The sequence below is a fragment of the Calothrix rhizosoleniae SC01 genome (genome assembly GCF_900185595.1).
In the GTDB taxonomy this organism is placed as follows: domain Bacteria; phylum Cyanobacteriota; class Cyanobacteriia; order Cyanobacteriales; family Nostocaceae; genus Calothrix_A; species Calothrix_A rhizosoleniae.
Genome location: NZ_FYBH01000219.1, coordinates 1 through 12,929 on the forward strand (window position 1 = coordinate 1; position 12,929 = coordinate 12,929).

The 12,929-nt window shown below is 39.3% G+C and carries 13 protein-coding genes; 8 read left to right on the forward strand and 5 right to left on the reverse strand.

All coding sequences use genetic code 11. The features are described from left to right. Positions 1-792 precede the first annotated feature (792 nt). From CALSC_RS13385 to CALSC_RS13405, 6 genes are all read left to right on the forward strand, one after another. Entirely contained in the window at positions 793-1,134 is a 342-nt protein-coding gene (locus CALSC_RS13385) for a DUF1815 family protein (RefSeq protein WP_088241832.1), read from the forward strand. A 694-nt stretch (positions 1,135-1,828) separates the two neighbouring features. Beyond that, positions 1,829-2,317, forward strand: coding sequence for an acyl-CoA thioesterase (locus tag CALSC_RS13390; RefSeq protein WP_088241833.1), 489 nt, complete (start codon positions 1,829-1,831; stop codon positions 2,315-2,317). Between the two features lie 177 nt (positions 2,318-2,494). Further along, positions 2,495-3,730, forward strand: a complete 1,236-nt coding sequence (locus CALSC_RS13395) for an LL-diaminopimelate aminotransferase (RefSeq protein ID WP_088241834.1) — start codon at positions 2,495-2,497, stop codon at positions 3,728-3,730. A 94-nt stretch (positions 3,731-3,824) separates the two neighbouring features. Next, a complete protein-coding gene (locus tag CALSC_RS27030; protein ID WP_200817632.1) occupies positions 3,825-4,001 on the forward strand; it encodes a DUF6888 family protein in 177 nt (58 codons plus the stop codon). Then, positions 4,001-4,210, forward strand: coding sequence for a DUF6887 family protein (locus tag CALSC_RS13400; protein ID WP_088241835.1), 210 nt, complete (start codon positions 4,001-4,003; stop codon positions 4,208-4,210). The genes CALSC_RS27030 and CALSC_RS13400 overlap by 1 nt, the downstream gene beginning before the upstream one ends. Before the next feature lie 45 nt (positions 4,211-4,255). Then, complete coding sequence (locus CALSC_RS13405; protein ID WP_088241836.1) at positions 4,256-4,864, forward strand: Uma2 family endonuclease; 609 nt, start codon at positions 4,256-4,258, stop codon at positions 4,862-4,864. An 8-nt stretch (positions 4,865-4,872) separates the two neighbouring features. Here CALSC_RS13405 and CALSC_RS13410 read toward each other — a convergent pair whose 3' ends face one another. The 4 genes from CALSC_RS13410 to CALSC_RS13425 all read right to left on the reverse strand — a co-directional run bounded on the left by CALSC_RS13410 (position 4,873) and on the right by CALSC_RS13425 (position 8,558). Further along, positions 4,873-5,163 carry a type II toxin-antitoxin system RelE/ParE family toxin gene (locus CALSC_RS13410; RefSeq protein WP_088241837.1) on the reverse strand — a complete coding sequence of 97 codons (291 nt, stop codon included), beginning with the start codon at positions 5,161-5,163 and terminating at the stop codon, positions 4,873-4,875. Beyond that, positions 5,160-5,414 (reverse strand): type II toxin-antitoxin system ParD family antitoxin, encoded by a 255-nt coding sequence (locus CALSC_RS13415; protein ID WP_088241838.1) that lies wholly within the window; start codon positions 5,412-5,414, stop codon positions 5,160-5,162. Before CALSC_RS13415 ends, CALSC_RS13410 begins: the two co-directional genes overlap by 4 nt. 75 nt (positions 5,415-5,489) lie before the next feature. Further along, complete coding sequence (locus CALSC_RS13420; protein ID WP_088241839.1) at positions 5,490-7,262, reverse strand: ABC transporter substrate-binding protein; 1,773 nt, start codon at positions 7,260-7,262, stop codon at positions 5,490-5,492. Between the two features lie 102 nt (positions 7,263-7,364). Next, entirely contained in the window at positions 7,365-8,558 is a 1,194-nt protein-coding gene (locus CALSC_RS13425) for an NAD(P)/FAD-dependent oxidoreductase (protein ID WP_088241840.1), read from the reverse strand. Positions 8,559-9,053: 495 nt separating this feature from the next. Here CALSC_RS13425 and CALSC_RS13430 point away from each other — a divergent pair, with 495 nt between their 5' ends. Both CALSC_RS13430 and CALSC_RS13435 read left to right on the forward strand, forming a co-directional pair. After that, complete coding sequence (locus CALSC_RS13430) at positions 9,054-10,271, forward strand: HhoA/HhoB/HtrA family serine endopeptidase (RefSeq protein ID WP_088241841.1); 1,218 nt, start codon at positions 9,054-9,056, stop codon at positions 10,269-10,271. Positions 10,272-11,129: 858 nt separating this feature from the next. Next, entirely contained in the window at positions 11,130-11,438 is a 309-nt protein-coding gene (locus tag CALSC_RS13435; protein WP_088241842.1) for an HNH endonuclease family protein, read from the forward strand. Positions 11,439-11,567: 129 nt separating this feature from the next. Here CALSC_RS13435 and CALSC_RS13440 read toward each other — a convergent pair whose 3' ends face one another. Beyond that, entirely contained in the window at positions 11,568-12,821 is a 1,254-nt protein-coding gene (locus CALSC_RS13440; protein ID WP_088241843.1) for a glycoside hydrolase family 10 protein, read from the reverse strand. Positions 12,822-12,929: the final 108 nt, after the last annotated feature.

Here is a 12,929-nt window from a genome sequence, read left to right on the forward strand (position 1 = left end):
AGTATCTTTTTTTGCTATTCAATAATTATTTACTTTTCGTCATATGTTACAAACATTCTTTATGTTTTGTATGATTCAGATGCTTTAGTTTTGGTCAAGGAGCCTACATACATAGAAATATTGAGGAATTCTGTATAGCTGCATACTTAATTGGATGTTATAAAAATGTTGCCTAAATGGCAACACGGGTAAGTAAAGCTTAGTTATCTTCAATAGAAGAAACAACTAGATGAAAAGATATGTCTTGTATAAACAGATAGATTTAACTATCAACCTGTAACCCAAGGGAAATTATGATGAACCAAGATTTCTAATCCATCCAACTATAACCACCAACTTTATGATAGGGTGGTTTCAATCTGTGTAAATTCAGGGGCTAATATAATTTGTGCCTAAATTAAAATAAGTGAACCGAACCAAATAAATCAGCTCAATTGCATGAACTCGGTTTATCCATAGGTTTGCTATCTGTGTATTTGCGGTGGTTGACTTATATATATTTGACTTATATCTAATATAGGTTAACCTAAAGGCGTAATTTACCAGACATGGGATTGCATACCATATAATTGCTGCAATTCCTACCTACATTTACCATTATCTTGCAAGTCACCAACAGGGAAAGTGAATGTTTTGATACGGTAATCCTATCTTACATAAACTACCCTAAGCAAGATGGTTGTTTCAGTAATTAGTAATTTGCATGGAAATTGTAATATTTAGTTTACAATACCAGTGAGTGTCCAAATCTAAAGAAAATATAAAAATGATAGTGGTGTTTGGAGGATAAACGTGTTTTTAAGACTTGCGCAACAACACCGACAATTTGTCCAAGACCTAGTAATGAACTTACAAGCATTGGCAATTGTTCTGGAACGTCGGGGATATCCTGCTTCTTGCTACACTTGTGGCGATAAAATGAATAGTGCTTCATTTATGGTAAGTTTGGGAGAAAATCACCTGATTCGCTTCTTGGTATCAGATTATGGGATCACTTGGACGGAGATGCGGGATGACCGAGAATTAATGAAGTTAGAGGGTGCTGAGGCTGTGAACCAGTTACAAGAACTAGCTAACCTAATTAAAGAATCTATGCCTATCTGTGTAGGTAAACAGGCTCTTGTCAAGCGCTAATAGATGTGACCTCATTAATGAGAGAAATTACAAGTCAGAACATGAGCTGGGGATTAGGGTATTGGCAATGGGTAATTGTTCACTAATTTTGCACTGGCAATTACCCACGTTCCATCAGTTCTCTTCTATCTCCATGTTGATTTATCTAACTAGAAAATGGAGAATGGGAAATAGGGAGTCGGAAGTCGGTTAGAAGTATTTTCATTGTTGGCTGTGGGCAAAATTGCCCGTGGATGACTAGCTTGAAAAAGGCGGATACCAGATGGTAGAATCGCTTATATATTAATGTGTGAGCGCCTCACAAGAGAGAAGTCAGGAAGAGGCAGGGGAGCAGGGAGCAGGGACCAAGAGAGAAACCTCATACATGAATGTAGGGGCTTGAAATAAGGAATTATTGAGAAAGAGTGCTTATGCATCACAGCATAATTATTTATAATTTCTCCACAAATAAATTTGGGGGCTTGTATCCTTTTCTTTTTCGGTCAAAAGTCGATCACAGATTACACAGATTCCACTGATCCCTGTAATTCAGAAATCCATGATCTAAAGTATTGAATCCCTTCGCAACGAATTAAAAAATGAATGCATATAGGTTTTAGGGCTTTGCAATGTCTATGCCCTAAATGCGTAGTGCTATAACTAAAATGACAAGGGTATGCTACAAAAAAATAAGCAATGAATTTGTGAATGTGTCATGCCCACAAAAAATCCGCAACTACCACCGAACAGCCCAATTGATAGTCCTGCACTGCACACCTTTGAGCGTTGGTTTGAATATCCTGTCAGGGCACAACCACATCATACCGATTACGCGGGGGTTGTTTGGCATGGTAATTACATCAAATGGATGGAAGAGGCGCGGGTAGAATATTTACGTTCGGTGGGGATTGAATTTGCTGATTTAGTTGCTTTGGGTTGCGATTTACCTGTTGTAGAGTTGTCAATACGTTATCATAAGCCAATCAAAATGGGGATGGCAGGGATTGTTAAAACTCGCATGGAATTAACTGGTGTACGCATGAACTGGGATTATGCAATTGTCTCTAGGAATGAAGAGGAATTGTTTGTCAGTGCCAAGGTAGTATTAGTACCAGTAGATCGAGAAAAAAGTAAGATTATGCGTCAGTTACCTGCGGTAATAAAAGATGCATTCGCTAAGATTTTAGAAAGAGGTGAAAATTAGGGCTGATCACGGATTTCACGGGTTTCACTGATGGGTGAAGAGTGGAGGAGGGATGGAATGTAGACGGGATAGGGACTTTTTGCAGAGTAGGGAGAATAATCTTAACTGATAACTGATAATTGTAATGTTGCCAATTCGCTGTAAGCTGTTTATCTGTGGCGTTTGTAGCAGCGTAATATGGCAACGATTAATGATAACTACCTGAAGTTAAAAGCAGGTTACTTATTCCCGGAAATTGCTCGTAGAGTCAATACCTTTACCCAATCTAATCCCAATGCTCCGATAATTAAACTCGGTATTGGTGATGTGACTGAACCTTTACCAGAAGCTTGTCGCACGGCGATGATGAAAGCTGTGGAAGATATGGGCGATCGCTCAACTTTTAAAGGTTATGGGCCGGAACAGGGTTATAATTGGTTAAAGGAAAAAATTGCCGCCCAAGATTTCCAAGCACGGGGATGTGATGTTGATCCATCAGAAATCTTCATCTCTGATGGTTCTAAGTGCGATAATGGTAATATTCTTGACATTTTTGGCAAAAATAATAAAATTGCCGTCACCGACCCAGTTTATCCCGTGTATGTAGACACAAACGTCATGGCAGGGCATACGGGAGAAGGAAAGGATGATGGGAAGTATGAAGGCTTAGTATATATACCAATTACCGCAGATAATAATTTTACTGCTACCATTCCTACCCAGAAAGTTGATTTAATTTACCTGTGCTTCCCCAACAATCCCACAGGAGCAGTAGCAACTAAAGAACATCTCCAGGCTTGGGTGGATTATGCTAAAGCTAATGGGTCGATAATTTTCTTTGATGCGGCTTATGAAGCGTTTATCACTGATCCCAGCATACCCCATTCTATCTATGAAATTCCAGGGGCAAGGGATTGTGCGATCGAATTTCGTTCTTTTTCTAAGAATGCAGGGTTTACGGGTACTCGTTGCGCCTTAACAGTTGTACCTAAAACTCTTACTGCTAAGGCTGCTGATGGTTCTGATGTGGAGCTATGGAAACTATGGAATCGTCGCCAATCTACCAAATTTAATGGCGTTTCTTATATTGTGCAAAGGGGTGCGGAAGCGGTTTATTCTGAAGCAGGGAAGGCGCAAATTAAGGCATTGGTGAGCTTTTATTTAGAAAATGCCAAGATTATCCGCGAGAAACTCACTGCGGCGGGATTGCAGGTTTATGGAGGTGTAAATGCACCTTACGTTTGGGTGAAAACTCCTAATGGTTTATCGAGTTGGGATTTCTTTGATAAATTGTTGCAAACTTGTAATGTGGTGGGTACACCTGGTTCTGGTTTTGGTGCTGCGGGTGAAGGTTATTTCCGCATTTCTGGGTTTAACAGTCGGGAGAATGTGGAAGAAGCAATGAAGCGAATTACTGAGAAGTTTAAGGTTTAGCAGCTTCTGAAAAATTAAAGACTGCTGGCTGTGGTTTTATGATACAAAATAAACCGCAGTTGGCAGTTTAATAGTTAGACTAGAAAATAGAAAGATGCCTACTGACGTGCAGTTAAAGTGTCTGTACAGAATAGCTTATCAAGTTACCTATGTGATGTTCCAGCCGATTCATCTCATTTGTATTGATGAACGTACAAAGAACTTATTCATATTGGCTGGTCAAAATGAAAACATCGAATTTGAAATCACAAGGGATGGAGAGGTATTGTAATGAGTCAAGTTAATTATACAGCAATGACGGATAAGGAATTAAAGCAATACTTGCTTAACCATCGAAATGATAAGAACGCACTTACAGTATATTTAGAACGTCGTCATCAAGGTGCAAATTCTGTGATTACTACAGTAGATGACCCTGATTTTGATGCTAAGATTCAAGCTGTAATTCGTCAACAAATGAACGAGATTTCTGAGATATAAGTATTAGTTAATGCTTCTTGTTTTCTACATATATAAAAAGCTGCTATGGTCTTACTTCAAGACTTTTTTGAGATTCTCCAAGCTGAAGATCCAGAAGAACGCCAGATTATCAGTGGTGTTAGTTGGGAAAGTTATGAAACATTGTTGAATGAGCTAGGAAATAGTTTACAGTATCGGGTGACTTATTTGGATGGAGTGTTAGAATTTGTGTCCCCTAGTCGCAAGCACGAACGGAATAAAACAAATATTGGTTCTTTGGTAGAAGCTTACTGTCAAGAAAAACGTATTCGTTATTTTCCCCTAGGTTCTATGACTCTTCGCCAACAAAAAATAAAGGGGGGAACAGAACCGGATGAATCTTATTGTATTGGTATAGAAAAAGAACTCCCTGATATTGCAATTGAGGTAGTTGTTACTAGTGGTGGTTTAGATAAGTTGGAAGTCTATAAACGGCTTGGTGTTAATGAAGTTTGGTATTTTAAAAATAATCAGTTGGATGTTTATTGCTTGGGTGGTAATAGTTACGAGCAAGTAGAAAAAAGTGAGATTTTGCCTAATTTAGATTTGAAAATGTTAGCAGAGTATGTAGTAGCGATCGATCCACTGGAAGCGGCGTTAGAATGCCGAGAAAGAGTAAGGGGGATGGAGGGTTAAAGATTTAATTATGAAAATAAAGACTCCAAATCTCGATAACCACTCACCACGCGAGCTATATCAATTCCATCCTCTCTGGGATAATAAAAAATAATATAATCATCAACCGTAAATCCTCTCAATCGTGGAGAAAACATTTCATAACTTTTCCCCATATTTGGAAAGCTTGCTACCAGTTTACATTTCTGGCGTATCGCATCAAAAAGTTTACTAGCTGCACTAGGATTACTCCGAGCAATATACTCACAAATTTCATCTAAATCTTGGATGGCTGCATCAGAAAAAGAGTAATTACTCATGATTCAGACTGATTAATCTGATTTATTTTTTCTTGCAATCTAGCAAAAACTACCTCGCCATCAGTCACCTTTCCTTTAGCAATCTGTTCAGTACCAACTGCTATTTTTCGACGTAATTCTTCTAACTTATGCTCTCTTTCTTCTAAGAGCTTAAACGCAGCACTAATCACTTCATCTGCATTTGCATATTTTCCCTTTTCAATTTGGGATGTAATAAAATTTTCGTGTTCGGGTTTCAGAGAAATATTCATTAGCTTAAAAACTTTATTCTCTTTTCCTCTATTTTACTATTTTTATCTCTGAAACAAGTAAATGCGTATGATTCACTAACTTTTCCCCCTCAACCTTAACTCATCAATATTCCACAATAATCCGCCAACCGCCGAAAATTTCACATTCTCCACCCGATCGCGCACTGCTTTTAAAGACATAGAATTAACTAAGAAGAACACTGGTAATTGTTCGGCAACAATTTGCTGAAATTTACCATAAATCTGTTTGCGTTTCCCTTCATCAGCTTCCCTAGTCCCCTCTTGAAATAGTCGATCAATTTCTTGCTCCCACTCAGTCGCTTTCCACCCTACAATCGGACGCTTTTGAGATTGGGAACCTTGATTAAACATATGAAACGAACCTGTGCTATTCCAAAACAAAGCCACAAGATTAGGTTCAACTACCCCTGATTCAAAAGCACCGACATAACATTCCCAATCTCGCCTAGCAAGGAGCTTTTGCAATATAATATTAAAAGTAAGGGTCTGTAAATCTGCCTGAATCCCAATCTGATTCAAATCCTGTTGAATTTGCACTGCGGCGGCTATACGGGATTGATCCTCTGATTTAACTAGGATCGTAAACTGTACCCGATTCCCATCTTTATCTAGTAATTCCCGTTGAGAATTATATTTAAAACCTGCCTGAATTAATAATTGCTTTGCCCGTTGGGGATTATAACTATATACCTTTAAACCTGCTTTAGGAGATAGGTAATAGGGACTCTGCACAGCAATGGGTGAATGTTGCACCTCACCTAATCCCTGATAGATATTCGTCTTCATTCTTTGACGATCTATAGCATAGGCGATCGCTTGCCGAAATGTGAGGTTATTGAACCAACGAGATTTGATCGGATCGACAAAAGGCTTTCCTTTAGTACTACGCCCTTGGTTGAGATTAAAGGTAATAAAATTAATCCCTGTCTTCAATCCACCATTGTAAACAGTATATTTACCCCGCTTTTCCTCTCGTTTGAGTAGAGCAAAGGCTTCTGGTTGCACATTTACAGTATCTAATTCTCCAGAACGAAATCTCAGCAAGTGGTTGTCGGTGGAGGGAATAATTTGCCAGACAATTCTTTCAATATAAGGCAATTGCACCCCTTGAGTATCTTTGCGCCAATAATAGGGATTGCGTCGGAAAATAACTCGCTCAGAAGGAGTATAACTCTCTATTTGATAAGGACCATTACCAATAATTTTTTCTGGTGGTGTATTGGTTCCCCAGGTAGTGAGAAATTGAGGATTACCATTCCCATCATTAGATAATACAGAATCCCGCAGCACGTGAGCCGGTAAAATTGCCAGAGTAGCGGAATATCGCAAAAAAGGGGTAAAAGGTTCCGGTAAAGTAAACTCTACCCTGCGGTTGTCTAATTTTCGCAATGAGGGAAACACATCCTGGTTGCCAATGCGGATAAAATCTTTAAATACGGTGGGAATCCTTTTATTCATGTAAATGTCTTTATAGGTAAACATGACATCATCCACAGTCAGAGGTTTACCATCAGACCACTTTAATCCATCTCGGAGGGTAAAGGTAATACGTTTTTTATCCTCAGAAATATTCCAAGATTCAGCCAGCGCCGGTTCTAATTTCGTAGTCATGCCATTCTCTTGTACCAATCCTTGATAAATGAAGGGAAAAACACCAAAAGGAGAGGTATTCGTGGCATAGTTAAATGTAGAAGGGTCGCTGGGTGTCACCAGAACTAATTGAGATGTCTGCTTTGTGTTTGCTTGCCATGATTGAGGATGACAAGCAGTGAGAATCACAACACAAGCCAGCATGAAGATAACTGCTAGACGTAAAAAGCGAGACATAACAATATTTAGGTTTCAATACCAACCTGTACCAGGTTAGAATAATTTGAATCCGTAATTTGTAATTCGTAATTAAGTTTTATAACGGTGATTCAAGTGTAGTCAATGCAAAAGATTCATAATCGGGCGTGCTAGCCAATTAAAACCGACTTTGAGCTGATGATCTAAGGTTGGCATCCGGTACAGATAAGTCAGACGACGAGCGATGGATGCTAATGGTCCTTGTAAATTAATCCCTAAACCTGTGAGTGTGGCGTTATCTATCCCTAATGCCATCATTTCTCCTAAGTTCTCGTAACGGAAGGGAAGCAAGGGACGATTAGTTAAAGTTGCCCAGATGTTCCATGCAGTATAATCAGCTTGTTGAAAGGCAACCTGGGCGGTGGCTGGGACTTCTTTACCCTCTGCATCGCGACATTCAGCAATGTCTCCCAAGGCAAAAATATGGGGATGCTCTATTAACTGTAATGTGGGAGCGATCGCAATTTGTCCCCGTTGATTTCCCTTACAATTAAGATTAGCGATCGCCGGACTAACTTTATTTCCCACTGTCCAAATTACTAAGTCTACGGGAATTGTATCCGCACTGCCTTTATATTCTAAGGTAATATCATCTTTGCCAATTGATTCGACTCTGGTTTCCAAATCAATAAATACACCCCTGGCTGCTAATGCTTTGCTAGCAGTTTCCCGGTTAAAGTCTGGGGAGCTACGTAAAATGCGATCGCTCATCTCAACTAATCGCAATCTACCCCTATTCCCTAATCTATCAGCTAGTTTACAAGCTAGTTCCACCCCACTATAACCACCTCCAACAACTGCTACTCGAATTTTGTCAGCATCTGATTCTGTCAAGAGCCGCAGTCGTTCTTCTATTTGATATGCATCCGTAATTGTGCGGAATGTATGGGCATATGAAGTTACTCCAGGCACAAAATCTGTGGGAGTTTCTCCTCCTAAAGCTAATACCAAGTGATCGCAATTAATTTCTAAACCATCTTGAAGCTGTACCCGTTTTTGTTCGAGATTGATGTCTGATACTACCCCTTGATGGAAACGCACTCCCGTATCTTGCAACAATTCCACGAAAGGAGGAGCAATTTCCCAAGTTTGTAATTCTCCTGTGAGTAGTTCATAGAGTAGGGGTAAAAATACAAAGCGATCGCTTTTATCGACGATGACGATTTCCGGCTGAGGTACATCTGACCAGGGAAACTGGCTGAGGCGCAAGGCTGTGTAAAGACCACCAAAGCCTCCACCAAGAATACATATTTTACTGGGTTGTTGTTGGGTCATGGATATATAGTGGACTCCCACTCCTGGCTAGGCGACTTAATACCAGTGTAATGATTTATTGCGCTCCATTGCCATTAATGAATTATCCTGATAATCCATTGTCGCAACTTCATGCAAAAAATTTAGTTAATCTCTAGGGAAAAAGTAAAAAAAGGAATGGGCAAAACCCGAACATTATATGGGTGAATAACCATAATAGCCGGTTTTTAATATTTTGCATAAATTAGAATGTGGAGATTCTACTTACAGAAATCAGCATCAAGCAAGTGCGAAACTTCACACTGATAAATCCAGTCAACTTTTCAGAATACCTTATATCTTGCACCTTCGAGGAAAGGTAAGGTGGGCACTGACCACCCTACGAAATAATAAGGGTTACAGGCGATAATTTACTAATAAGATCATGTGGTGCGAGATATGAGATAACCTTTAAATTCTGTAACAATAACAATAAAGATAATTTCAACACCAAATCATTCAATTTCTTAGGTTGTTATGCAATTTCCGAAAATGCGTCGTTCACTACGCCAATTAACCACCCATGTAATTGCAATTGTCTTGGGTATTGCATTCACTTTTGCCTCTTTAAAGGTGGCTCCTTCCCAAGCCGAGCCAGCCCCCGTTTATGATAATTCTTCACAAATAATAGCTCAAAAACAATCTCCAGCTGCCTTGGCTGTGGGTAATAACAGCTTTGTTACGGCTGCTGTCAACCGTGTGGGACCTGCGGTAGTGCGGATTGATACTGAACGTACAGTTACTCGTCGCAATCCCGATCCCTTCATGGATGACCCATTTTTCCGTCGTTTCTTTGGGGATAGTTTTCCCCAACAACAACCATCACAAAGACAAGTCCGGGGTCTTGGTTCCGGTGTAATTTTTGATCGCAGTGGTTTGGTATTAACTAATGCCCATGTGGTAGATAAGGCTGATCGAGTGCAAGTACGCTTAAAAGATGGGCGTACCGTGGATGGCAAAGTTAGAGGAGTGGATGAAGTTACAGACTTAGCTGTGGTGAAAATTAATGCCACCAACTTACCTGTAGCACCTTTGGGTAATTCTGGTACAGTACAGGTAGGAGACTGGGCGATCGCAGTGGGTAATCCCTTGGGATTTGATAATACTGTCACCTTGGGAATTGTTAGTACTCTCAAGCGCCCTAGTTCCCAAGTAGGTATTTCTGATAAGCGTTTGGACTTTATTCAAACTGACGCAGCCATTAATCCTGGTAACTCTGGTGGACCCTTGGTAAATGATCGGGGTGAGGTGATTGGTATTAATACAGCTATTCGCGCCGATGCGATGGGAATTGGCTTTGCGATCCCCATTGATAAAGCAAAAGATATCGCCAATCAGCTACAGCGCAATGGTAAGGTCGCCCATCCCTATTTGGGAGTACAAATGGTCACTCTCACCCCAGATTTAGCGAAGCAGAATAATAGCGATCCCAATTCCTCCATTCTCCTCCCAGAAGTTAATGGTGTATTGGTAATGCGAGTTCTAACCAATTCCCCAGCAGCTAGTTCCGGTATGCGTCGCGGAGATGTCATCGTTGAGATTGATGGAAAGCCTGTGAAAACCGCCGAAATGTTACAAAATATGGTGGAAAATAGTCGCGTTGGTCAAACTTTACAGGTAAAGATACAACGTGGTAGACAAACCCAGCAGTTATCTATCCGTACTGGTGAATTGCAAAATGCTTCTTTGAATTAGAGTAGTTCAAATAATTGTTGTGAGAAACGTGGTTTAGTTCTATATGAATAAAACGAAATCACGTTTCTTTTGCACCAAAGAAGGTTAACTAATTTTTTGTTATTAGCATTCTCAAGTTGAAAATAAATAATATATCACTACGTTTTTAGGTTAGGAAATTATTCCTTTCCTTCTTTCTTTTTGGGCAATGCAAGATATGTTTAAAATACCTATAAAATCCTGTTTAACCTACGTTACACCCAAATTAATAGGAATCGCCATCGTGTTGTTAGTAGCATTTCGCTTCTACATGGGGTAAATTTCATAAAAGTTAGTTTTTATGTATAAAAGGTTTAAAATATAAACGGAATACATTCGTTTATATATCATGAAACAAGACAAAAAGAATACAATCAAGAAAAAAGAATCTAAACCCTCTCAATTAAGTCAGTCATCTAAGCTCTCTGCGGACGAATTAAACTCTGTGGTAGGTGGACTTGAGTATTTTACCAATGACAGTAGATACTGGAGTACTGGTTGGAGTTTTTGGTAAGGGAAAAGGGAGCTTGAGTAAATTTTCCAAAAGCCCTTTTTCACATCCTGTGGTATTTTATTCAAGTCAAAAGCTAAAAGTTAGGAATTACTAACAACTTGCACCAATTCCGAGAACAGGAGGCTGAGCCTCTTGTTCTCCTCCAGCAGTGAGATGACTTTTGATCATCAATTCAAATAATCTTGATGCTGCTAGGAAATGAAGTCATGAAATTGCGAAAATTATTGGAGAAGATGAGCCAGAATTAGTCAAGGCAAATGTATCTATATCGACGCAAAGAGATTCTGAAGCAGTGAAATATATTAACAAAGTACGATGAATATTTAATGGTATCATCACTAGATATTAACTGTAGTGAATTTTTTAAATATACAGAAGACGGACAAATTTTACCAACCGAAGTACTAGAGAAAAAAACTGCTGCCGAGACAACAATTGAGAAGCTAGACTTGAATATTGATAAACTGCAAAATATGCGTTGCCAGGAGATAGAAGCAATCCTGGACGAAGACTTTGAAGACCTCACAATAGATGACAGAAAATTGTTACTTGATGGTTTTGAACAAACTAATGACAATGGTCAATATGAAGAATTTTGCGCAGTAATTTCCTATATTATCCAGCAATACATTTGAGAACCGATCCCAATACAATTATTTGCATCCAGATATAAATTTTTATCCATTCATAACTCTCACTGATTGGGAATTTGGGCGCAAGCATTGCGCCCCCACATCTTTATGAATTCTTCTAGTAAATTGGAATTAAGGCTTCCAACCTGCAAGTAAATTTGGATACCTTGTGGATTGAGAGAAACTTTCTTGGAATCCAGACAGGCGCTGTTGTGCTGGTTCCTTAGTTAAATTCCACAAAGTTTCATAGAAGAAGAAAGATACACCGGCAAAATTGCGATCGCGCGCTTGTTTAATTTGGGCTTGAATTTGCTCCATAGGCACAAATTTACCTTTCAAGCCACTAATAATACCAACACTTACGGGAATATGATTCTTGGCGGCTTTAACTTCTGGCTGTTCTAATTCCTTAATAAATACATTCATATCGTTGCGATATATCTGTATTACCAAATCTTCCACTAATCCCATCCGTTCCCATTTTTGCCAGTCTGCTAAAAAGTATTCATAGGAAAATTCTTGGGGGTTTGGTGAAACAGATACGATACAATCTTTCTTCACTGCTTTAATCGCAAAAAATACCCGCTTCATAAAGTCAGTAATTTTATTGGCTCGCCATTGCACCCATTCGGGGTCTTTGGGATTCTTGGGGGGTGATTTCCCACCATGCTCTTTTCTGTAAATTGCCACTGTATAGGGATCATATCCCAATTCTGAAGGTAAGCCAAAATGGTCATCAAATTGAATCCCATCAATATCGTATTTTCTTACAATTTCTACAATTAAGTTTTGGATAAAGCTTTGCACATCTGGACGAAAGGGACTCAACCATACCCTATCTATCACTCCTTGCTTCCAAATTCTGCTACCATCACGGCGATTTGTAACCCAATAGGGACGATTTTTTACCAGTTGTGAGTTCGGTGATGCCATAAAGCCAAATTCAAACCAGGGAATCACCTTTAACCCTTGTTTATGTCCCTCTTTGACCGCTTCTTTGAGCATATCTCGCTTTTTTAATCCTGGTTCGGGATCGACGGAAATACCTGTTACCCTTTTTGCAACCCGACTTGGATATAGCGTGTAACCTTCATTCCATACCGTTGGATAAACAACATTAAAATTAAGTCGTTTAAGTTGTTTTAAAGCATTTTTTAACCGATCGCGCTGAAATAAAACATTACTATCAACATTAGTTAACCATACTCCCCGTAACTCTTCTACTTGGGTTCGCGATCGCAAAGGTACATTTTCAGCCTGTATGGGAAAGGATAACATTACGGCAACCACCATACTCAGGGCACAAATCCCCGCAAATAGTGACTTTTTATTCCTCAAGGGATTCAGCCAACCAAACCCAAAACGCCAATTTAAACCAAATTTCATATCTACAACTAGTGGCAAAATTTACATTAGCATCATCAAACCATGAACTAATGTGACTAGTGTAGAGGAATAAAAGTTGCTAATGCGACCAAAAGGAAATATTTTGAG

Excerpts from the sequence above, each read along its gene's own strand:
- CALSC_RS13390 (WP_088241833.1), top strand. The coding sequence starts at position 1,829 with ATGCCCACAAAAAATCCGCAACTACCACCGAACAGCCCAATTGATAGT.
- CALSC_RS13395 (WP_088241834.1), top strand. The coding sequence starts at position 2,495 with ATGGCAACGATTAATGATAACTACCTGAAGTTAAAAGCAGGTTACTTA.
- CALSC_RS27030 (WP_200817632.1), top strand. The coding sequence starts at position 3,825 with ATGCCTACTGACGTGCAGTTAAAGTGTCTGTACAGAATAGCTTATCAA.
- CALSC_RS13400 (WP_088241835.1), top strand. The coding sequence starts at position 4,001 with ATGAGTCAAGTTAATTATACAGCAATGACGGATAAGGAATTAAAGCAA.
- CALSC_RS13405 (WP_088241836.1), top strand. The coding sequence starts at position 4,256 with ATGGTCTTACTTCAAGACTTTTTTGAGATTCTCCAAGCTGAAGATCCA.
- CALSC_RS13410 (WP_088241837.1), bottom strand. The coding sequence starts at position 5,163 with ATGAGTAATTACTCTTTTTCTGATGCAGCCATCCAAGATTTAGATGAA.
- CALSC_RS13415 (WP_088241838.1), bottom strand. The coding sequence starts at position 5,414 with ATGAATATTTCTCTGAAACCCGAACACGAAAATTTTATTACATCCCAA.
- CALSC_RS13420 (WP_088241839.1), bottom strand. The coding sequence starts at position 7,262 with ATGTCTCGCTTTTTACGTCTAGCAGTTATCTTCATGCTGGCTTGTGTT.
- CALSC_RS13425 (WP_088241840.1), bottom strand. The coding sequence starts at position 8,558 with ATGACCCAACAACAACCCAGTAAAATATGTATTCTTGGTGGAGGCTTT.
- CALSC_RS13430 (WP_088241841.1), top strand. The coding sequence starts at position 9,054 with ATGCAATTTCCGAAAATGCGTCGTTCACTACGCCAATTAACCACCCAT.
- CALSC_RS13435 (WP_088241842.1), top strand. The coding sequence starts at position 11,130 with ATGGTATCATCACTAGATATTAACTGTAGTGAATTTTTTAAATATACA.
- CALSC_RS13440 (WP_088241843.1), bottom strand. The coding sequence starts at position 12,821 with ATGAAATTTGGTTTAAATTGGCGTTTTGGGTTTGGTTGGCTGAATCCC.